Raw genomic sequence first — 20,197 nt, forward strand, 5'->3', positions numbered from 1 at the left:
CTGGGTGGGAAGAGCCATTTGCCATTATTGAAAAAAATACGTGCGTCGTAGATCGCTGGGCAATCGTCGCGGATTAACGGCTAGTGGACTTACTCAGCCGCGACGTGACCAAAACCATAACAAGTGCCAGCACAGCAACGACCGTTGCCACATAACCGATGGTCCCCAGCCCCCACTGCTCGATGGTGAACCCGCCGATGATCGAACCAAGGCCGATACCCGCGTTGGCGGCTGAAACGTTCAGTGTGCCCGCCAATGCCTGGGCCTGCGGCGCCGCTTTCATCACCCGAATCTGACAAATGGGAAACAGCGCCGTATGGGCAATGCCCCACACCAGCAACACCACGCCGAGCAAGGGTAGAGAGCCCGCCGCCGGAACGGTTGCGCTCATGCCCAAGCCCAACAACAGCGCAAACACCAAGGTCGAACCCAGTGGGCTGCGATCAACGAAACGCCCACCCAGCCAATTGCCAATCAATCCCACCGCGCCGAAACCCATCAGCCACCAGCCGACCTGCGCCGACGCGACGCCAGCAACGCGTTCCAAGGTGTCGGCCAAGTACGTGTAGGCGGTGAACATCGAGGTAAACAACAGGATCGACAGCAGCAGATGGGCGATGAAGGTCGGGTCGGCCAGAATCTCGGCCTGTTCCGCAAGCCGAACTTTTTGCGTCGGTGCCGTTTTCGGCATGTACGCCCACAACAACACCGCCATCACCAGTGAAAGCACGGCCACGCCCCAGAACGCCCCCCGCCAGCCGACTGCTTCGGAAAACAGCGTGCCCAGTGGAATGCCGAATAACATTGCGGCGGAAATACCCAAGTAGATGCGTGATACCGCGCGCCCGGCGTGCTCTGGGCCCGCCATCATGCTAGCGGTTTCACTGGCCGTACCCCAAAACACCGGAAGCGCCAAGGCCGGGATAAACCGCGCCAAGGCCAGTACCCAAATGTTGCTGGAAAGCGCAGCCAATGCACTGGAAGCGGCGAATATCAGCAGAATCGCCACAAACATGCGCTTGCGGTCCAAGTGCGACAGCATGGCCGTCAGGGGTGGTCCGCAGAGCATCACGGTGAATGCGAACAGCGTCACTAGCAACCCCGCATTGGAAATTGAAATGTGCAGGTCGCGGGCCAGTGCCGGCAGCAAACCGATAATCAAAAATTCGGTGGTCACAATGACGAACCCGGCCAGCGCCAGGATGAGAATTGCCAAACCACTGCCTGTGCGCGTGGTGTCCAAGGCGGTGGGAGATACGGTCGAATCCAAGGAAGACATGCCACACACTCAGCTTATTAAGAGCTGACAGCCTATTGAAGAATCAAATTCTTATCGCTGGTCATTTTTCCGTACACTGTGGAATCTATTTCACTAATGATTCCCGACCGTTATGTCCACAACTGAACGCCTAAAAGGCATTGCCATGTTCGTCGGGGTCGCCAACGCGGGCAGTTTTACTGCCGCCGCCGAACGTCTGAACCTCAGTAACTCCGCCGTCAGCAAAGGCATAGCCCGCTTAGAGGGGCGGCTTGGCACGCGATTGTTTGAGCGCACCACGCGCCGTTTGGCGCTGACGGAGGCCGGAGCAAGTTACTACAGCGTGTGCACCCGGGTTCTTGCCGATCTGGAAGAGGCCGAAACGGAATTGGATGCCCAGCGTGCGGAGCCTTCCGGCAACTTAAGAATTGACCTGCCCACTTCTTACGGACGGCTGCACGTGATGCCGCTGATATTGGCATTCGTCGAGGACTACCCAAACTTGCGAGCGCATCTCTCGTTTACAGACCGCTTTGTCGATTTGCTCGAGGAGCGTATTGATCTCTCGGTACGCATCGGGGGGGCCGACGCTTGGCCCGCAGCGCTGAATCATTGTTGCTTGGGGACGGAGCGGGTCACCCGTTGCGCCTCACCGGCCTACCTCGAGAAACGAGGTCGGCCTCAGACTATTGAGGATTTGGCCGAGCACGCGTGCGTTCTGTACGGCAAAGCGGACGGCAGCAGCAGCCCCTGGTTTTTTGCCGACGGTGCCGGAAAAACCCAATCCCGGCCTATCCCCGGCCGTATTGTCGTGGGGAATGCGGAAGCATTGGTCTCGGCGGTGATGGCGGGCAGCGGCATCGCGCAATTCGCGACCTGGCTGGTAAAAGAACAATTGCGTAACGGCGAGTTGGTTGAAGTGCTTCCCGAATTGGCGACCCATGGATTGCCGCTGTATCTGGCGTGGCCGCGCAGCCGCGAGACCTTACCCAAAGTCCACAGGCTGATCGAGCGGCTTTCGGCGGCGTTAACCATCGACTAGCGACTCGGCCTCCGAATCCGGGACGCGCACATCTGTAGCCAACGTGTTGGCGAAGCGGTGTACCGGGTAGACCGCATCAAGCCTGCTCGCCAACAAGTTGGCTAAGAGTGGGTGTTTAGGCCCGATTAATCGTTCTTTATATGATGACGTATTGACTTATCTGTCGGGTCTTTTATGATTGAGCCGTTGTTCATTTCCCACCTAATACCCTACTTATTAGAACCGCATTGAGCGTTGTCGCGTTTATTACAACGCGGGGACAATTCATCATTTAAAACACTATCTCCTGACTGAGGCGAATCCCCTCGTGGCGCTTAATCTACGCAGTAAAGTCATTCTTCTTGCGATCATCCCGAGCCTGCTGCTGGCGGCGGTGATCAGCTGTATCACATACGTGGTGCTGCAAAAGCTGGCGTCCGAGGAGGTTGAGCAGACGCGCTCGCTGCTGATCGAGGAGCGAAAGGTTTCACTCAAGCACTACTTGGAAATCGCCATGGCGGCGATTCAACCGATCTATGACGCGTCGAACCCTGGCGACCTAGAAGCCCGTGATAAAGCGGTAAAAGTTCTTCGAACATTGATATATGACAAGCAGAGTTACTTCTATGGTTATAACTCGGCAAGTGTTCGAGTGTTTTGGGCCGATAAAGACCTCGATATAGGCAAAAGCTTTGTCGACAGTCAGGACGCCAATGGCGTTTATGTTATCCGTGGGTTAGTTGAGGCAGGCAAGTCCGGCACCCATTACTTTCGGTATGACTGGCAGACGCCGGGCAGCGACAAGCCGGTGCCCAAGCTGGGCTACACCGTATACCTGGACAAATGGGACCTGGTGTTTGGTACGCAAGTGAACCTCGATGACATTGCCGTTCAGGTGCAAGCGATCGCCAGCGACCGCCATGGTCGGATCGGTTCATACACCGCATTTATTCTGGCCATTGCCGCAGGCTTGTTGCTGCTGGTTGCCGTCATCGGTGTGTGGATAGGCAACGGCATCGTCAAACCGGTCCTTGCGATCAAGAAGAACCTTGATGACATCGCTGCAGGTGATGGTGACCTGACGCGTCGGCTGCCGGTCACTGGCAGCGATGAACTGGGCGCCTTGGCGAACTCGTTCAATATGTTTGTTGAAAAGGTTCATGGCCTCGTCCGCCAGATCGCCGAAATGACCGGGCAATTGACGTCGCTGGTGGGCGATATGTCCGCCCAATCGCAGCGATCAGAGAAGGCCATGGACCAACAGCGTCAGGAAACTGATCAGGTTGCCACGGCGATTCATGAAATGTCGGCGGCCGCACAACAGGTCGCCGTCAGCGCACAGGGCGCTTCGCTGGCCGCCAGAAAAACCAGCGATGTGGGCGCCGAAGCGAAAGACGTGGTGAGCAAAAGCATCGATAGCATTCACTCGTTGATCAGCGACATCGGGCAAAGCAGCTCCTCGCTGGATAACCTGCGCAACGACGTGCAGTCGATTGCCAGCGTGGTGGACGTGATTCGATCCATTGCCGAACAGACCAACTTGCTGGCGCTGAACGCGGCCATCGAAGCCGCCCGCGCTGGCGACGCCGGTCGCGGGTTCGCTGTCGTCGCCGACGAAGTTCGCGCGCTGGCCAGCCGTACGCAAAAAAGCACTCAAGAAATTAACGAGATGATCGGCCTGTTGCAAAAAGGCACGCTGGACGCTGTGGTTGCCATGGGCCGCTCCAGTGAAACCGGCAAAACCACCGGCGAGCTGGCAAACCAGGCCGGAGTGTCTCTGGACGCCATCGGCACATTGATCGAGACGATCAACGACATGAACGCGCAGATCGCCAGCGCGTCGGAAGAACAGACCGCCGTGGCCGAAGAAGTCAGTCGCAGCATGACCCACATTGCCCAAGCAGCGGACGTTGTGGCAGGCGATGCGCAAAGTGGCGCTCAGACCTCAAGAAGCTTGACCGAACTGGGTAATCGCCTCGGCGGGTTGGTTCGTCAATTCAGGATTTGAGGTTGCGGGGGAGGGGGCGTCGGTAGCAACATCGGTCTACTTTCCCTCTCATCTCCAAAGGCCCGCCTCATGCGCGAAGGATTGTTTCGCTTAGCCAGTCCAACTCTGACCCGAGCCGTATTCGTCCTTTGCAGTCTCTTACCTTTTGCTGGTCATGCTGGCGAACCGCTGCATCTCTATACCGGCGCAGTGGGCGACATGCCTATTGTGTTAGAGCTGGACCTTAGCGATCCGGCGGAAATCAGCGGTCGGTATTTCTACGAGAAATACCACGCAGACCTGGCCCTCAGTGGCGTACAGGAAGGTAAAGAGCTGACACTGGCCGAGGGCATGGACGACGACAGCGGAAAAATTCTGCCCGAAATAGACCTGCATCAAATTGCTCAAGACGGTTGGCAAGGCCAGTGGACTGTTCCCGGCACTGAGGGCAAAACCCTTAAGGTCGTCCTGACAGAGAAACAGTTTGCGCCGCCGCCAGCCGATGCCGAAGCCGGGTGGCAGGCTATTTTTAAAAAGTCGCCCTACGATTATTTGCGTTTGCGGGACATGTCTCTTCAACCGGGCAAGGTGCAGACGTTCATGGGTTATACCCTGCAGTGGTGGACAGAGCCTGAGTCAAAGGTCTCGATGTTCGAGGTCACCTCAGGCTATCCGCCGCAACAGGGCAAGCTCATTAACCAACAACTGCGCGCTCGCCTGTGGGACGAGGTGGTCAGCTATCATGCCTGTCTGCTTCAGGGCAGCCGGTTTGGCGCCGATTTCCAACAGACCGTTACCCCGGAATTACTCTCGCCTGCCGTCGTCAGCGTCAGTGTTTTCACCCGCTACGACTGCGGCGGCGCCCACCCAGACTTTGGCGACACCCCCCTCAACCTTGACGCCACCACCGGTAAGCCGCTGTCATTGGAAGATGTGCTCTGGGTGGGCGATGGCAACCCCTTCCACTACGAAGACCATCAAAGCAGCAACGAGCAAGACGCGTCGTCCGTCAGCTTCGATACCTTTGCCGAGTATCGCAGCAAACAGTTTGCCCCTTGGCTGGTCGGCCAACTGCAAGCCGCCGCGCCCGTCGGCATGAAAACGCCCAACGCCGAATACGAAGATAACTGCGACTTCAATGACCCGGATATTTGGGATTTCCCCGCCTGGTACTTTAAACCCAAAGGGCTCTACTTCGGCCCCTCGTTCGCCCGCGTGATGCGCGCGTGCGAAGGCCCTGATTGGTCAGTGCTGCCCTACAGCGCAGTGGCGCCGCATCCAGGCTCGGTGGCGCTGGAATTGCCGAAATAAATGACGTGAGGGCGTTACAAGTTTCTCTGCAGCCAATGTGAACTGGCGAAGGTCCTTCGGACGTACAGAAATCTGTGCAACGCCAAAATCTGTGGGACCGAATTCATTCGGGAAGGCTTCAGTCCTGACACGCTGCAATCTCAAACAAATACAAAATGCCACTCAGTTCGCTACACGACAGCGCGGCGTCGAAGACGTGGCGGCCTCTCCTACAGGTCGAGATCTGGCATCACAACAGCTTAAATATCGTCCGAATACCCCGGCACTTTGGATAAGCGGAACACCCCCAGAAATCGCCCCCGGCATTGGCCCCGCTTCGGGCAACCCGTATTACCATCTGTTTTTTGCAGTGAGGGCACGCGGGCGCCGCCGGTTTAATCAACTCTTCGACCACCGTAACAGCGGTTGCCACTGCTGGTGCCTCAACCGCTGGCTCCTTGCGCGTCTCAACCACTTCCGACGTTGGTTTCGGTCCAGCTCGTTTGCTCGCCGCGATCCATTTATTGAGCAGTTCCCCGTCCACCAGCCGCAGGTTCCGTCCCGAGGCGAATTGCTTGGCAGGTCCGGTAAATCGACCGCTGGTGATCACCATTCCGCCGGTCGCACCTTCGGCCGCCATTGCCCCGTATAGCTCCCGCACCACCGGGACGCCGACCTGCAATGAACGCCACTGTTTGCATTGCACCAGGTACGTTTCGCCGTCCTTACGCGCAATCAAATCAACACCCCCATCCGGCCCGTTCCCGCCGGTTTCCAGCACGCTAAATCCTTGATGCCGCAACGCCTCACCCACTAACAGTTCGAACTGCTGCCAACTGATAGTGGCCGCAGTCTCACCTCCTGCCATGGTCATCGCCGCGAGCAGATTACGTCGTTTACGGCGGCCCAGAACCGAGGCTGCGGCGCCGCTGAGGAAAACCAGCGGCAGCAAATATTGGCCGAACGTAGCAACGGGTTTCAACAGCGTGCTGAAAACCACCGGTTGCAAATGGTTTAAATCTGAATAAATCGGAATGGGTGCTAAAGAAAGCGAGTGGAGGTACCCATAGGCGCCCACCCCAATAGCCACGCTGAGCCACCACGGAAGCTTGGTCGCGATAAAAAGTAGATCGTCGAGGAACGAGGATTTTCTGGACATAGTGCTCTGATATAGAAAGGCCGTCGCGACAATACGGGTGCGGGGAAAAGGTGTCCATGACCCGCATCATCTACACCTCGAATACCCCCTTCTAAGACTGCCCACAGCCGCCGATCCTTTTGCCTACATAAGTAGCGGACCGATCTTACAGCCGAAAGGGTGCTTGTCCGGCATCGCAATTCCTCGTTCGCTGAGAGAGTTGCTTCCTTGATTTTCGGAGCAGATTTTCCTGTCTGAAAAGCATAAATAGTTGGGCAGTTGCTAATCGGATACCCGCAGCCTGCCAACGATTCTCATGGGCAGTGATCACAACAAGGAACGTCGCATGGCAATTACGTTGACCAAGAACCAAACCATCTCTCTTGAGAAAACCGCAGGCAGCGGCCTTAAGCAGGTCACCCTCGGACTCGGTTGGGATCCGGTGAAGCCAACCGGCTTCTTTTCAAAATTGTTAGGTGCAGGCAGCCAGGAAATCGACTTGGACGCGTCCTGCATCGTGCTCGACGGAGACAAGAAACCCATCGATCTGGTGTGGTTTCGCGCGCTTCAATCCAACGACGGCTCCATCAAACACTCAGGCGACAATCGCACCGGCGAAGGTGATGGCGACGATGAGTCCATCGCTGTGGACCTGGAGAAGTTGCCAGCCACTGTGAAGTACCTGGTGTTCACCGTGAATTCATTCACCGGCCAGAATTTTGAACGCATCGAAAACGCCACCTGCCGGATTGTGAACGCCGACAACGGCAATGAGCTGGCTCGCTTCAATCTTTCTGACAAGGGTCAGCACACCGGTGTCGTGATGGCCTGTCTGACCCGATCCGCTTCCGGTTGGGACTTCACCACCATCGGTGAGGCCACCAACGGCCGTACCGCCGATGACTTGGTGGGACTGGCTGCCCGAGCGCTTCGCGCCTGACTTCACCTACTGGGAGTTCAACATGCTTGATTGGCTAAAAACAAATGCAACGGCGGCTCGGGAAAAATTGGCATCCGAAGTGAGCCAGTTTAAAAACCGGGAGTTCATGGACGCCGTCGTCGCGGGTTGTGCCTTGGTTGCGGCGGCGGATGGCGATATTAGTGGCGCCGAAAAACTGAAGATGACCGGCTTTATTCAGAACTCTCGGGAGCTTAAGGCATTTGATCTGAAAGTTGTGATCAACGCCTTTCAAGACATTTGCGCCAAGTTTGAATTCGATTTTCAGATCGGCCGGGCGGAGGCGCTGAAAACAGTGGCCAAGATCAAGAAAAAAGAAGACGCCGCACGCCTGCTAATTCGCGTCTGCTGCGCGATTGGTGGAGCGGATGGGCACTTCGATGAAGCCGAGCGCGCCATGTGCCGGACCCTTTGCAACGAGCTTGGTTTGAACCCGGCCGATTTCGATCTGTAGATAGTGAATTAAGGGATTTCATTCAATGGAAAGCGTGTCACTTGGATTTCCACCTCTTACGACAGCTGTTTTTGTGAGTTTGGCGGTCGGGGCAATGCTCATCGATATGCTCTCCCACCGAGGCAACAAACCGGTTTCGCTTACCCAGGCTGCAGTTTGGTCGGTGTTTTGGGTCGTCATTTCGCTTGGGTTCGCCGGTTTTCTGTATGTCGAACACGGTCCAACCATTGCCAGCCTATTCGTCACCGGTTATGCCCTGGAAAAAGTGCTGAGCGTCGACAATCTGTTCGTGTTCATGGCGATTTTTGCGTGGTTCAAAGTACCTGACGGCCTGCGTCACCGGGTGCTCTATTGGGGCATTATCGGTGCGATTCTGTTCCGCCTGGTCTTCGTTGCCATCGGCACCGGACTCCTCGCCTTTGGCCCTTGGGTCGAAGTTGCCTTCGCCGTCATCGTCGGTTGGACAGCGGTCATGATGCTCAGAAGTGGTGGCGATGACGAGGAAGAGCCGGACTATTCGGAACACATGGCTTACCGATTTGCGAAAAAACTGTTCCCGGTATGGCCCAAGCTTCACGGCAACAACTTCTTCGTTCGCCGCCATGAGCTCGAACGTGAATTAGAAAAGCCAGAAAACAAAGGCATGACGCTGGCAGCGAAGGGCACCTTGTTCGCTACGCCGTTATTCCTCTGCCTGGTAGTCGCTGAAATTTCAGACGTCTTGTTTGCTTTCGACTCAGTACCGGCGGTGATCGCAGTCAGTCGCGAACCGCTGATTGTGTATTCCGCAATGCTGTTCGCCATCCTCGGTTTGCGCACCTTGTACTTCGTGCTCGAAGCACTGAAACGGTACTTGGTTCATCTAGAAAAAGCGGTCATCGCCCTGCTGTTTTTCATTGCAGCCAAGCTCGCCCTGAACGCAACCAATCACCTGTTCGACCACGGCTATAACATCGGTGCAAACACTAGTTTGCTGATTGTGATGGTGGTATTGGCCATCGGGATTCTTGCCAGTGTGCTGTTTCCCGGGAAAGTCGAGCAGGTTGAAAAAGCCTAAACATCAAACAAAGGAGTAAATGGAAATGGCTCTGACTCTTCAGAAAGGCGGCAACCTTTCATTATCGAAAACTGACCCGACGCTGACTAAAATTCTGGTCGGTCTGGGCTGGGACCCCCGGGCTACCAACGGTCAAGAGTTTGACCTGGACGCCAGTGCTTTACTGGTGGGCGCTAACGGCAAAGTCCGTGGCGAGAAAGACTTCATTTTTTACAACCAACTGAAAAGTGTCGACGGTTCGGTCGAACACACCGGTGATAACCGCACAGGTGAAGGCGCGGGTGACGACGAGTCTCTAACAGTCGATCTCAGTCGCCTTTCAGTGGATATCGACAAGGTGGTGTTCATTGTCACGATCCACGACGCTGAAGGCCGCAAGCAAAACTTTGGACAAGTAAGCGGCTCGTTTATCCGCGTAGTCAATGACCTTTCCAGCACCGAGATCGTTCGTTATGACCTGGCTGAAGATGCCTCGGTCGAGACGGCCATGGTCTTCGCCGAGCTTTATCGTAACGGCTCGGAATGGAAGTTTCGTGCGGTCGGCCAAGGATTCGCCGGAGGCCTTAAAGCCTTGGCAAATTCTTACGGTATGAATTTCTAACCTTCACATTTCAATCAGCGAAAAAGGATTTAGCGATGGCTGTAAGTCTGAACAAAGGCGGTAACGTTTCCTTGTCCAAAGAAGCCCCAGGGCTTGCCGAGGTTATCGTAGGTTTGGGCTGGGATCCGCGGGTTACCGACGGCGCCGAGTTCGACCTGGACGCGTCTGTCTTCATCGTCGGTGAAAGTGGAAAAGTACTCGACGACGCCAGCTTCATTTTCTACAACAACAAAAAAAGCACAGACGGTTCCGTCGAACACATGGGCGACAACCGCTCTGGTGCGGGGGAAGGCGATGACGAGCAAGTCACCGTCAAACTCAATGGCCTGGCCGCTTCGGTGAAAAAACTGGTGTTCGCCGTCACCATCCACTCAGCGGATGAACGCAAACAAAACTTCGGTCAAGTTGCTAACGCGTTCATCCGTGTGGTGAACAAAGCCGACGGCAAAGAACTCGCCCGCTACGACCTGTCAGAAGACGCCTCCACCGAAACGGCCATGATCTTTGGCGAGCTGTACCGCTCTGGCGACGAGTTCAAATTCAAAGCCATTGGACAGGGTTTTGCTGGCGGCTTGAAACCGTTGGCAGAGGCGCATGGGGTGGCTATCGGTTAAGTTCATAGGGGCAGATGGTGTCACGCACACCGCCTAACCCCCGTAGGAGCTGCCGAAGGCTGCGATAGACATCAAATCGCAGCCTTCGGCAAACACCCAAACCCGTATGAGCGCGCTTGCCCGCGATCAGTTGCGAAGCAGTCGTAATCCCGCAAACTCGAAAAGTCGTTTAACAGCACCGAACGAATGTTCAGTCCACCACGAGGTCTAGGCATTCTTCTTTGAGGCGCTTGACCCGCACATAGAGCGACTCGGTAAAGGCCTTTTTATCCGCTGCCAAATGACAGCGACGATGACAATTCGGGCAAAGCGCCGCTACGTTCTCGATTCTGTCGCTACCCGCCATCGCGAGCGGATGAACATGATGTACTTCCAGAAATGGCCTCCCGTCCACACCTAAAAACGGCCCAACTTTTCCGCAACCTTCGCACGTACCATTCGCGTGCATAAGCACCCATTCTCTAACCTTGTCGTCACGAAAAAATGTGATGACTGTCGAGTTAGAGTGCTTTGGATGTTTGATACCCAGTGGGGCGGCTAGGTTGTCGGCTGTGGACGCTTCGAGTTCTTGGCCAATGGACGTATTACTAGCAGTCGCACCCTCGCCAGGTACTTTAAAAATACCTTTATCGTTAAGCATTTCCTGAATCTTCTTGCTGACGTTCGCGCCCACGTTCTTCGCAGGCACATAACCTTTTATGCGATTCTGCCCCAGCTCCACCAGCACACTGGAAATATTCTGCATCCGCAGCTCGATGGCTGATTTGCTACGAGCGGACAAAGCGCCTTCTCGCAGCTTTAGGCCCATTTCAGTCTTTTTGAATGGGCGGCCGTTGTTCTCCATTTCACGCATGCTGAGATAGGCGTCGACAGCCGCCTCAAGCTCTACGTCAGTCCATCGGGCAGAAATCTTCTTCGTCATAACGCCGCCAATATCGAATGCAGGCGTGACGATACGTGTAGGAATATTCGGTGTCTACTGGAGGTCGTGGCCTACATAATAATGTGACTTTGAACAGTGGCCTTGAGGCATCATGGTAGAGGATTTTAATGTTTCTTCCGTGAACGCTAAGGAAAGGCCGTGAGAAAAGTAGGGGTAGGTTTCATAACAATGCTGGCGCTGCTTTGCGCTTTCTCTGCGTCAGGCAAAGAGGCAAGACTGACTGATTCAGCCATCGTCCAAATTCTCATTAATGGCTCTATCGCGTCATACCCCAGCAATTGCCCATGCCCTTACAATGCGGCGAAAAATGGTAGCCGTTGCGGTAAGCGAAGCGCTTACAACCGACCGGGTGGGTACGCCCCGCTTTGCTTTAAAGGGGATATTTCGAAGGAGATGATTGAGGGGTATCGGGGGAGGGTAGTTCAATAAACTTGTCTGTTAACGAGGCCCGGGGTGAAGTGCGTCGGAGAGCTAAATAAAATAGTTGAAGTTGAAGTGCCCTGAAGACTGCTGCCGTTTAGGCTTCAATTGCTGCCTTATTGGCAGCAGTTTGGGAGCTACCCCATAACAAAGCCACCTGATCAGCTAACCCCAACAAAAAAGCCAGGAAGCATCACTGCCCCTGGCTTTTCAATGTCAAACATCCGCTAAGCAATCAGCCGAGACTCAATCCCAGCTCAATGCCCCACCCGTCTGATACTCAATAACCCTAGTCTCAAAGAAATTCTTCTCTTTCTTCAAATCCATAATCTCGCTCATCCAAGGGAACGGGTTAGTCGTCCCTGGATACTCTTCCTTCAACCCAATCTGGCTCAAACGACGGTTAGCAATAAACTTGAGGTAGTCCTCCATCATCGCCGCGTTCATGCCCAGCACGCCGCGGGGCATGGTATCCCGTGCGTATTCGATTTCTAGCTGAGTACCCTGCAGAATCATCTGCGAGGCCTCTTCCTTCATCTCAGCGTCCCACAAATGTGGGTTTTCGATTTTGATCTGGTTGATCACGTCGATGCCGAAGTTCAGGTGCATGGATTCGTCGCGCAGGATGTATTGGAACTGCTCGGCGACGCCGGTCATTTTGTTGCGGCGGCCCATGGAGAGGATTTGGGTGAAGCCGCAGTAGAAGAAGATGCCTTCCAGTACGCAGTAGTAGGCGATCAGGTTGCGCAGCAGTTCTTTGTCGGTGTCGACGGTGCCGGTTTCGAACTTCGGATCGGAGATCGAGCGGGTGTACTTGAGGCCCCAGGCTGCCTTTTTGGCGACCGATGGAATCTCGTGGTACATGTTGAAGATCTCGCCTTCGTCCATGCCCAGTGACTCGATGCAGTACTGGTAAGCGTGGGTGTGGATCGCTTCTTCGAAGGCTTGGCGCAGGATGTACTGGCGGCATTCCGGGTTGGTGATCAGGCGATAAACGGCCAGCACCAGGTTGTTGGCAACCAGGGAGTCGGCGGTGGAGAAGAAGCCAAGGTTGCGCATCACAATGCGGCGTTCGTCGTCGGTCAAGCCTTCCGGATCGCGCCATACAGCGATGTCGGCGGTCATGTTGACCTCTTGCGGCATCCAGTGGTTGGCGCAGCCGTCGAGGTATTTCTGCCAGGCCCAGTCGTACTTGAACGGCACGAGTTGGTTCAGGTCGGCGCGGCAGTTGATCATCATTTTTTCGTCAACGGCAACGCGGGCGCTGGTGCCTTCGAGTTCAGCCAGACCTTCGGCGACGTCGAGGCTGTCTAGAGCGGCCTTGGCGCGAATGATCGCGGCCGAGTCGTTGGAAGTGACGGCACGGGCTTCGAGTGCGGCGGCGCCACCGGCGCTGTCGAGGCGGTCCATGTTGGCTTCGTTGGCGTGACCGGCGTTGGTCGCGCGTGCGGCGGTTTCGCCGTCTTCTTTATGGAATTCATCCCAGTTCAGCATGGTAGTCAGGCTCCTGCTCGAGGGTCGCGCTCGGCGACCGGTTGGATTAATAGTATTTGCCGCAGTTGAAACACGCAGGCAGTACAAAAGTTGAGAGGGTACTCTCGGAATTTCTAGATTGTTCGGGATAGGTGTGAGCCGCTATTTGGAGCTAGGGCCGCTGCACGTGAGGGCAGTAAAACGCTGACGGAACGTGCGTACTGGCGCCGAGTAAATCACGTCGGCTTGGTGATCGCAGGTGGTCATGTTTTTGTCCTTGGTTGAGGGACCCGATTATACGGAAATTTGCATCGTACGTGTGTCTTGCGACCAATCTGTCCTTCGTATCGGCTAACGTTTTGATTTATGAGCGCTATTCATTTAGTTCTTGACGCATAGACGGTGGTGCAGGGTATTAAATCGCCTATGTAGTGTTTCTTGCCGTTTCGAGACACACGATATAGGTTTTTTGGCTGGTCTTGCAACAACGTATTTCTGTCGCCACGCGCTATGTGTGACGTGGATCAGGTTTTCAGAACGGCATTAGCAGGCGCATTTTCGGTGAAAGCCCCCGTATCACTTGGGGGGCGCTAAGACGGAATGACTGACGGTTTTTGAGGTTCGAACGACGGCATCTGACCGATGGTAATGGCGCCTATAAAGCGCTCATAAATTGTTAGCAACGCATACATTTCTGCGCTTGCAGATCAGCCGCTAATCGGTTGCCCAACACACCGCCCAAACACCCTCGTCAGCGCCGTGTAATCGCATATTACTGCATCCATATTCGCTTGGGCCCATTCACCGCGTCCACGGGCCGCCAACTGATTTCGTAGCCCGCATTCACGATGATGTGCTCGAACAAAATCCGTTGCGCCTGACCGTTGCCCTCGCGGAGCGGGTGAACAACGTTGAGATCATCGAAAAGTTCGGCGGCGGCGCGGATCAAATTTGAGCGATCCAGGTCCTGAAACTAATTGGCTTTGGCTAACCTATCGAACAGTTTTCGTGCTTCGGGTTCGATGCGGCTGGTCGTGCAGAAATGGGTTTCGTCTTTCGAGATGTCGACCGTGCGCAGTTCTCCAGCCCATTCGTAGAGATCGGCGAACAGGCGTTGGTGGATACTCTGGAGGTAGGCGAGATCGTAAGGTGGCGAGGCAAACTCAATGGCCTCGGCGGCAACTTCAGAAAGGGCACGTTCTGCTTCTGACAGGACGTAGTCGTCGCAAACGTCGAGACGAATACGAACCGCCGTACCCGGATACAGTAAGGGTCTGGCCAGCACCGTATTTGTCGAGCATCAGGCCGATTTGTTGCGGTAGGTTTTCAGCAGTTCTTCACGGGATTGAAGCGTGCGATCGGCGTCCAGCGGGGTGCTGTCGAAACCTTCGAGGCGCAGGCTGGCTGCGTAGTTGGATTTGCGCGTTTTAGCGCAGTAGGCTTTTTTTGCATCAAGGGAGGGGGTAGGCATGGCTGCGGCGTTCGTGGTCGAAAGTCGCTTATTTTAGCGGAAAGGATAGGCGCACAGCGACGCGTGGGAACGATTGCAAAAGGGCCCCGACTTAGTCGAGGCCCAAGGACGTACAGTCATCTACCAATCAATTTTATGTGTCCAGTGTGGCAACCCGATTCTTGCGAGATGGTCCACAAGGTGCTTGGAGCCGTAGAAACGAGTTCGGCCTCCTGAGTCAAACGCTAGAGCGGATTGATCTACTTTAAGACCCGCAAGCCTTGCAGCTTGGGTCAATTGCGCCAAAAGGCCGTCATCATTTCCGTTGGTGGATTTTGCGTCGAATACTGCGAAGTCAATCCACCCGCCGGTAGTAGAACGTTCTCTGATGTGAGCCACATTAATTTCCATGGTTTATCCCACCTCAGCGATCTTTGTTGGATTGAGATAGCAGTGAGCCAGCAAGAGTTTTGCTGGTGTCGCTATATTTCTCGCTCTGCAGCACCTTGCTAGCAATGTGCTCCATATTAGCGCCGGTCTGCTTTCCAGTGTGGGCTTGCGCTAACGCAGAAGCGGCCAATGTTTTCGAAATGGCCGATGCTTTGGGGTCGCGCAACGTCTCCGAAGCGAGCTGCGCAACTTTTTGGGATGTAGCTTTGGTGTTGGTTACCATGTAGCGATTCTCCGTTCATGAATTATTCATGCCTTCGGGGACCGCTGAGCAGAGAGCCATTGACGATGACGTCAGTATTTGGCTCAATGCACACCCCTAGGGCCTTTCGCATCTGTTTGGTTTTAGTGGCGCGGGTAATTGCGATAGGTCTCCACAACTTTTGCGCAATCGCCCGCGAGCTTTTACCTTTCTAAAACGACACAATTTTTGCCTAACCACTCACCACTCTAGAAAGTTAGTGCGTAGGCCTACTGTAAATTGCTGTCGATCGCCTCTTTCCCTTTCCGGCCTTCCTTTCTCCCTAAAACTTTCTGATTATTTTCTTCTCTCCGTTACTCAGGGATATAGCTCTGTGCTTTTGCTGATCGCTTCCACGCTTTGGGTGTTAATGCATTTCTTGACGGTCCGCGTTAGCTTTTAGTAACGCGGAACGTCAAAAGGGCTGCATACCTACGCCGCAGCGTGGGTTGCTCTCCAGCAATCACTTACTGGCAAGCCTCGCAATCCGGCTCATCAATCGAGCAGGCTTTAGGCACTGGCGCTGGGCCGGCGGAGGTGAATTCTGATGGCTTTGGTGCCGCCAGAATCGAGTCATCGCCGTGGTTGCCGCTCGACACTGCGTTGAGCTTGCTGGTGCTGATGGTCGACTTCTCGGTGCTGGTCGCGGCCAGGGCACGGAGGTAGTAGGTGGTTTTCAGGCCACGGTACCAAGCCATGCGGTAGGTCACGTCGAGTTTCTTACCCGATGCGCCAGCGATGTACAGGTTCAGTGATTGAGCCTGGTCGATCCACTTTTGACGGCGGCTGGCCGCGTCGACGATCCACTTGGTTTCAACTTCGAACGCAGTGGCGTACAGCTCTTTAAGCTCCTGCGGGATGCGCTCGATTTGCTGTACGGAACCGTCGTAGTACTTCAGGTCGTTGATCATGACCGAGTCCCACAAGTTGCGAGCTTTGAGGTCGCGAACCAGGTACGGGTTGATCACGGTGAACTCGCCAGAAAGGTTCGATTTCACGTACAGGTTTTGATAGGTCGGTTCGATGGACTGCGATACGCCAGTGATGTTGGCGATGGTCGCGGTCGGTGCGATGGCCATGATGTTGGAGTTACGAATACCTTTCTGGACGCGGGCACGTACTGGCGCCCAATCCAGGGTTTCGTTCAGGTCAACGTCGATGTACTTCTGGCCACGCTGTTCGATCAGGATCTGTTGCGAATCCAGCGGCAGAATACCTTTGGACCACAACGAGCCTGGGAACGTCTCGTAAGCGCCGCGCTCGTCGGCCAAGTCGCAAGAAGCCTGGATCGCGTAATAGCTGACAGCTTCCATCGAACGGTCGGCAAACTCGACGGCAGCGTCGGAACCGTACGGCAGGTGCTGCAGGTACAGCGCGTCCTGGAAGCCCATGATGCCCAAGCCAACTGGACGGTGTTTGAGGTTCGAGTTACGGGCTTGCGGCACCGAGTAGTAGTTGATGTCGATCACGTTGTCGAGCATGCGAACGGCGGTGTCGATGGTGCGCTTGAGCTTGGTGGTGTCCAGCTTGCCGTCCACGATGTGGTTCGGCAGGTTGATCGAGCCCAGGTTACAAACAGCGATTTCGTCCTTGTTGGTGTTCAAGGTGATTTCAGTGCACAGGTTCGAGCTGTGAACCACGCCGACGTGCTGCTGCGGGCTGCGCAGGTTGCACGGGTCTTTGAAGGTCAACCAAGGGTGGCCGGTTTCGAACAGCATCGAGAGCATCTTGCGCCACAGGTCTTTGGCCTGGATGGTCTTGAACAGCTTGATGTTGTTGCCGTACTGGGTCAGCGCTTCGTAATACTCGTAACGTTCCTGGAAGGCTTTACCGGTCAGGTCGTGCAAATCCGGTACTTCGGACGGCGAGAACAGGGTCCACGGGCCGTCATCGAAGACGCGCTTCATGAACAGGTCAGGGATCCAGTTGGCAGTGTTCATGTCGTGGGTACGACGACGATCATCACCGGTATTCTTGCGCAGCTCGATGAACTCTTCGATGTCCATGTGCCAGGTTTCCAGGTAGGCACAGACCGCGCCTTTGCGTTTGCCGCCCTGGTTAACTGCAACAGCGGTGTCGTTCACGACTTTGAGGAACGGCACAACGCCTTGGGATTTGCCGTTGGTGCCCTTGATGTAAGAGCCCAGCGCGCGAACCGGCGTCCAGTCGTTACCCAGACCGCCCGCGAATTTGGAGAGCATGGCGTTGTCGTGGATGGCGTGGTAAATGCCCGACAGGTCATCTGGAACGGTGGTCAGGTAGCAGCTGGAAAGCTGTGGACGCTGAGTGCCGGCGTTGAACAAGGTTGGGGTCGACGACATGTAGTCGAACGACGACAACAAGTTGTAGAACTCGATGGCACGGTCTTCTTTGTTCTTTTCTTCAATTGCCAGGCCCATGGCCACGCGCATGAAGAAAATCTGCGGCAATTCGAAACGCACGCCATCCTTGTGGATGAAGTAACGGTCGTACAGGGTTTGCAGGCCCAGGTAGGTGAACTGCTGATCGCGCTCGTGGTTGATCGCCTTGCCCAGTTTTTCCAGGTCGAAGGATGCGAGGATCGGGTTCAGCAAATCGAACTGAATGCCTTTCGCGATGTAGGACGGCAGGGCTTTGGCGTACAGGTCGACCATTTCGTGGTGAGTGGCGCTGTCGGCCACTTCCAGGAAGCTCAAGCCTTCGGCACGCAAGGTGTCCATCAGCAGGCGAGCGGTCACGAACGAGTAGTTGGGCTCACGTTCTACCAAGGTCCGCGCGGTCATCACCAAGGCGGTGTTGACGTCTTTCAGCGCGACGCCGTCGTACAGGTTTTTCAGGGTTTCGCTTTGAATCAGGTTCGCGTCCACTTCCGCCAGACCTTCGCAGGCCTCGGTGACGATCGTGTTCAAGCGGCCCATGTCCAGCGGAGCAAGGCTGCCGTCGGCGCGGGTGATGCGAATCGAAGGGTGCGCCTGTACTGACTCATCCGTGGAGCGAACGGCACGTTCTTTGGCGCGGGAATCACGGTAGATCACATAGTCACGGGCGACTTTCTGTTCGCCGGCGCGCATCAGGGCCAATTCGACCTGATCCTGGATTTCTTCAATGTGGATAGTGCCGCCCGAAGGCATACGGCGTTTGAACGTGGTGCTGACCTGTTCAGTCAGGCGTGCAACGGTGTCATGTATACGCGACGAGGCAGCAGCGGTGCCGCCTTCAACTGCGAGGAACGCTTTGGTGATGGCGACGGTGATTTTGTCATCGGTATAAGGAACGACAGTGCCGTTGCGCTTGATCACGCGCAGCTGACCCGGGGCCGTGGCGGACAAATCCTGATGGGACTGGTCGGCAAGCGGCGCATTGGTCGGCGAATTCTCGCGAGTTGTGTCTGTTTGCATGGGTGTCTCCACGTTCTCTATGTTTGTTTGGGCACTGAATACGTGCCCACCGTTCCGTGTTGAGGCAGTCAACCGACAAGCGTCGGCTGGAAAGACTTCAAAACGGATAAGGAAGGCTTTTGCCGCCATTCCCTGGCTTTGAAGTCGTAGGTTTCGGGTCAATGCCCGCTACCAGAAATCGAATGTAGGATGCTCGTCATTTGTTGCAACACGTGTGCCGAATTGCCCCGAGTGTTGAGGTAGAGCGGCCGCCATTCACTTGAGTGGTTTGGCGTACTGGAAAATGATGAATCTCAACCAAACCAACACAAGAAAACTGCTTGAAATTCTCGATTGAGTTGTGTCTGGTTTTAGGCGGTAAACGCTACATGTAGGGTTTTTTTCGCGCCGAGCTACAAGATAAAGCGTTTTGGGGCTCAATTGCAACGAGCCCCTGTGGATAAATCTGTGGGTAAATCATGTATGAAATCGGGAAAACCCGTGTAGGCCGCGAAACTGCTGGACTCAACCGTCTGTCACTGTTTTTTACGTCCTGAACAGCTTTTTGCGGGCGCGAACTCGATCACGAAAAACACCGATTTTGAGTGCAAATTGGCATGTCGTGTGCTTAGTGCGAGCTGTTGCTAAACTCGCCGTCGATCACCGGCGCTCTGACGCCCGATTCGCACGCTGTCTCTATTAATAAGAACAATGGCACAAGAGGTTACCCGTGGAACAAGAAGCCTGGCAGGTGCTGATTGTCGAGGACGATCAACGTCTGGCTGAACTGACCCGTGATTACCTGCAGGGCAATGGCCTGCAGGTTACGATTGAAGGTGATGGCGCCTTGGCGGTGGCGCGAATTATCGCCGAGCAGCCGGACCTGGTCATTCTCGACCTGATGTTGCCTGGGGAAGACGGCCTGAGCATTTGCCGTCGGGTCCGCCATCAATACGACGGGCCGATCCTGATGCTCACCGCGCGCACCGATGACACCGATCAAATCCAGGGCCTGGACATGGGCGCCGACGATTTCGTCTGCAAACCGGTGCACCCGCGTGTGCTGTTGGCGCGGATTCATGCGTTGTTGCGGCGCAGCGAAGCGGTTGAGCCAGAGTCCCTCCTCAAACCCGAAGAAAAACCACGGCGCCTGGTGTTTGGGCCTTTGGTCGTTGATAACGCCTTACGCGAAGCCTGGCTGGGCGACAGCAGCATCGAATTGACCAGCGCCGAGTTCGATTTGCTCTGGCTGCTGGTGGCCAACGCCGGGCGCATTTTGTCCCGGGAAGAAATTTTTACCGCACTGCGCGGGATCGGCTACGACGGCCAAGATCGGTCTATCGATGTACGTATTTCGCGGATTCGCCCGAAGATCGGCGACGACCCGATTCATCCACGCCTGATCAAGACTATCCGCAGCAAAGGCTATCTGTTTGTCCCAGAAGCCGCGCAAGACCCGACGTGCTACGTGATGAACCTCTGACGC

At 55.3% G+C, this 20,197-nt stretch carries 18 protein-coding genes and 2 pseudogenes; 11 read left to right on the forward strand and 9 right to left on the reverse strand.

Features of this window, described 5'->3' with window-relative positions; genetic code table 11:
• Positions 1–73: 73 nt before the first annotated feature.
• A complete protein-coding gene (locus tag RHM65_RS12430; RefSeq protein ID WP_322185218.1) occupies positions 74–1,279 on the reverse strand; it encodes an MFS transporter in 1,206 nt (401 codons plus the stop codon).
• 112 nt (positions 1,280–1,391) lie between these two features.
• Here RHM65_RS12430 and RHM65_RS12435 point away from each other — a divergent pair, with 112 nt between their 5' ends.
• From RHM65_RS12435 to RHM65_RS12445, 4 genes and pseudogenes are all read left to right on the forward strand, one after another.
• Positions 1,392–2,300: a LysR family transcriptional regulator gene (locus RHM65_RS12435; RefSeq protein WP_322165684.1), complete on the forward strand. Its 909-nt coding sequence runs from the start codon at positions 1,392–1,394 to the stop codon at positions 2,298–2,300.
• 397 nt (positions 2,301–2,697) lie between these two features.
• Positions 2,698–3,429: pseudogene (locus RHM65_RS25345) on the forward strand (cache domain-containing protein); the annotation flags it as partial.
• 102 nt (positions 3,430–3,531) lie between these two features.
• Positions 3,532–4,287 carry a methyl-accepting chemotaxis protein gene (locus RHM65_RS25350; RefSeq protein WP_416195137.1) on the forward strand — a complete coding sequence of 252 codons (756 nt, stop codon included), beginning with the start codon at positions 3,532–3,534 and terminating at the stop codon, positions 4,285–4,287.
• 198 nt (positions 4,288–4,485) lie between these two features.
• On the forward strand, positions 4,486–5,577 hold the full coding sequence (locus RHM65_RS12445) for a hypothetical protein (protein WP_322165682.1): 1,092 nt from the start codon (positions 4,486–4,488) through the stop codon (positions 5,575–5,577).
• A gap of 229 nt (positions 5,578–5,806) precedes the next feature.
• On the opposite strand, the gene RHM65_RS12450 is transcribed toward RHM65_RS12445, so the two are convergent.
• Positions 5,807–6,715: a restriction endonuclease gene (locus tag RHM65_RS12450; RefSeq protein ID WP_322185220.1), complete on the reverse strand. Its 909-nt coding sequence runs from the start codon at positions 6,713–6,715 to the stop codon at positions 5,807–5,809.
• A gap of 325 nt (positions 6,716–7,040) precedes the next feature.
• Between RHM65_RS12450 and RHM65_RS12455 the strand changes: the two genes are divergently transcribed.
• The 5 genes from RHM65_RS12455 to RHM65_RS12475 are packed head-to-tail and all read left to right on the forward strand — an operon-like array spanning position 7,041 to position 10,378.
• A complete protein-coding gene (locus tag RHM65_RS12455) occupies positions 7,041–7,634 on the forward strand; it encodes a TerD family protein (RefSeq protein ID WP_322165680.1) in 594 nt (197 codons plus the stop codon).
• A gap of 22 nt (positions 7,635–7,656) precedes the next feature.
• Positions 7,657–8,106: a tellurite resistance TerB family protein gene (locus RHM65_RS12460; RefSeq protein ID WP_322185222.1), complete on the forward strand. Its 450-nt coding sequence runs from the start codon at positions 7,657–7,659 to the stop codon at positions 8,104–8,106.
• 25 nt (positions 8,107–8,131) lie between these two features.
• Positions 8,132–9,163, forward strand: a complete 1,032-nt coding sequence (locus RHM65_RS12465; RefSeq protein WP_322185224.1) for a TerC/Alx family metal homeostasis membrane protein — start codon at positions 8,132–8,134, stop codon at positions 9,161–9,163.
• 25 nt (positions 9,164–9,188) lie between these two features.
• The gene (locus RHM65_RS12470; RefSeq protein WP_322165676.1) at positions 9,189–9,764 is read left to right on the forward strand and encodes a TerD family protein; all 576 of its coding nucleotides are present in this window, start codon (positions 9,189–9,191) and stop codon (positions 9,762–9,764) included.
• A 35-nt stretch (positions 9,765–9,799) separates the two neighbouring features.
• On the forward strand, positions 9,800–10,378 hold the full coding sequence (locus RHM65_RS12475) for a TerD family protein (RefSeq protein WP_322165675.1): 579 nt from the start codon (positions 9,800–9,802) through the stop codon (positions 10,376–10,378).
• 190 nt (positions 10,379–10,568) lie between these two features.
• Here the strand turns inward: RHM65_RS12475 and RHM65_RS12480 are convergent, their stop codons facing one another.
• Positions 10,569–11,300, reverse strand: coding sequence for an HNH endonuclease signature motif containing protein (locus tag RHM65_RS12480; protein ID WP_322185226.1), 732 nt, complete (start codon positions 11,298–11,300; stop codon positions 10,569–10,571).
• Between the two features lie 159 nt (positions 11,301–11,459).
• Between RHM65_RS12480 and RHM65_RS12485 the strand changes: the two genes are divergently transcribed.
• Positions 11,460–11,750, forward strand: coding sequence for a hypothetical protein (locus tag RHM65_RS12485; RefSeq protein ID WP_322185228.1), 291 nt, complete (start codon positions 11,460–11,462; stop codon positions 11,748–11,750).
• Between the two features lie 237 nt (positions 11,751–11,987).
• On the opposite strand, the gene RHM65_RS12490 is transcribed toward RHM65_RS12485, so the two are convergent.
• From RHM65_RS12490 to RHM65_RS12515, 6 genes and pseudogenes are all read right to left on the reverse strand, one after another.
• A complete protein-coding gene (locus tag RHM65_RS12490) occupies positions 11,988–13,235 on the reverse strand; it encodes a ribonucleotide-diphosphate reductase subunit beta (RefSeq protein ID WP_322165666.1) in 1,248 nt (415 codons plus the stop codon).
• A 686-nt stretch (positions 13,236–13,921) separates the two neighbouring features.
• Positions 13,922–14,515, reverse strand: a pseudogene (locus RHM65_RS12495) (Fic/DOC family protein).
• Complete coding sequence (locus RHM65_RS12500) at positions 14,515–14,685, reverse strand: YhfG family protein (protein ID WP_322185230.1); 171 nt, start codon at positions 14,683–14,685, stop codon at positions 14,515–14,517. Before RHM65_RS12500 ends, RHM65_RS12495 begins: the two are co-directional and overlap by 1 nt.
• Before the next feature lie 120 nt (positions 14,686–14,805).
• Positions 14,806–15,075 (reverse strand): hypothetical protein, encoded by a 270-nt coding sequence (locus RHM65_RS12505; RefSeq protein ID WP_322185232.1) that lies wholly within the window; start codon positions 15,073–15,075, stop codon positions 14,806–14,808.
• 13 nt (positions 15,076–15,088) lie between these two features.
• Positions 15,089–15,337: a hypothetical protein gene (locus tag RHM65_RS12510; protein ID WP_322185234.1), complete on the reverse strand. Its 249-nt coding sequence runs from the start codon at positions 15,335–15,337 to the stop codon at positions 15,089–15,091.
• Positions 15,338–15,822: 485 nt separating this feature from the next.
• Positions 15,823–18,732 (reverse strand): ribonucleoside-diphosphate reductase subunit alpha, encoded by a 2,910-nt coding sequence (locus tag RHM65_RS12515; RefSeq protein ID WP_322165663.1) that lies wholly within the window; start codon positions 18,730–18,732, stop codon positions 15,823–15,825.
• A 709-nt stretch (positions 18,733–19,441) separates the two neighbouring features.
• Between RHM65_RS12515 and RHM65_RS12520 the strand changes: the two genes are divergently transcribed.
• Positions 19,442–20,194: a response regulator gene (locus RHM65_RS12520; RefSeq protein ID WP_322165662.1), complete on the forward strand. Its 753-nt coding sequence runs from the start codon at positions 19,442–19,444 to the stop codon at positions 20,192–20,194.
• Positions 20,195–20,197 lie beyond the last annotated feature (3 nt).

The sequence above is a fragment of the Pseudomonas sp. CCI4.2 genome (genome assembly GCF_034350045.1).
Taxonomy (GTDB): domain Bacteria; phylum Pseudomonadota; class Gammaproteobacteria; order Pseudomonadales; family Pseudomonadaceae; genus Aquipseudomonas.

What these genes read in the sequence shown, in the direction of transcription:
- RHM65_RS12515 (WP_322165663.1), bottom strand. Translation starts at nt 18,732, where the DNA reads ATGCAAACAGACACAACTCGCGAGAATTCGCCGACCAATGCGCCGCTT.
- RHM65_RS12455 (WP_322165680.1), top strand. Translation starts at nt 7,041, where the DNA reads ATGGCAATTACGTTGACCAAGAACCAAACCATCTCTCTTGAGAAAACC.
- RHM65_RS12505 (WP_322185232.1), bottom strand. Translation starts at nt 15,075, where the DNA reads ATGGAAATTAATGTGGCTCACATCAGAGAACGTTCTACTACCGGCGGG.
- RHM65_RS12470 (WP_322165676.1), top strand. Translation starts at nt 9,189, where the DNA reads ATGGCTCTGACTCTTCAGAAAGGCGGCAACCTTTCATTATCGAAAACT.
- RHM65_RS12480 (WP_322185226.1), bottom strand. Translation starts at nt 11,300, where the DNA reads ATGACGAAGAAGATTTCTGCCCGATGGACTGACGTAGAGCTTGAGGCG.
- RHM65_RS12435 (WP_322165684.1), top strand. Translation starts at nt 1,392, where the DNA reads ATGTCCACAACTGAACGCCTAAAAGGCATTGCCATGTTCGTCGGGGTC.
- RHM65_RS12465 (WP_322185224.1), top strand. Translation starts at nt 8,132, where the DNA reads ATGGAAAGCGTGTCACTTGGATTTCCACCTCTTACGACAGCTGTTTTT.
- RHM65_RS12500 (WP_322185230.1), bottom strand. Translation starts at nt 14,685, where the DNA reads ATGCCTACCCCCTCCCTTGATGCAAAAAAAGCCTACTGCGCTAAAACG.
- RHM65_RS12510 (WP_322185234.1), bottom strand. Translation starts at nt 15,337, where the DNA reads ATGGTAACCAACACCAAAGCTACATCCCAAAAAGTTGCGCAGCTCGCT.
- RHM65_RS12460 (WP_322185222.1), top strand. Translation starts at nt 7,657, where the DNA reads ATGCTTGATTGGCTAAAAACAAATGCAACGGCGGCTCGGGAAAAATTG.
- RHM65_RS25350 (WP_416195137.1), top strand. Translation starts at nt 3,532, where the DNA reads ATGGACCAACAGCGTCAGGAAACTGATCAGGTTGCCACGGCGATTCAT.
- RHM65_RS12445 (WP_322165682.1), top strand. Translation starts at nt 4,486, where the DNA reads ATGCCTATTGTGTTAGAGCTGGACCTTAGCGATCCGGCGGAAATCAGC.
- RHM65_RS12475 (WP_322165675.1), top strand. Translation starts at nt 9,800, where the DNA reads ATGGCTGTAAGTCTGAACAAAGGCGGTAACGTTTCCTTGTCCAAAGAA.
- RHM65_RS12430 (WP_322185218.1), bottom strand. Translation starts at nt 1,279, where the DNA reads ATGTCTTCCTTGGATTCGACCGTATCTCCCACCGCCTTGGACACCACG.
- RHM65_RS12450 (WP_322185220.1), bottom strand. Translation starts at nt 6,715, where the DNA reads ATGTCCAGAAAATCCTCGTTCCTCGACGATCTACTTTTTATCGCGACC.
- RHM65_RS12490 (WP_322165666.1), bottom strand. Translation starts at nt 13,235, where the DNA reads ATGCTGAACTGGGATGAATTCCATAAAGAAGACGGCGAAACCGCCGCA.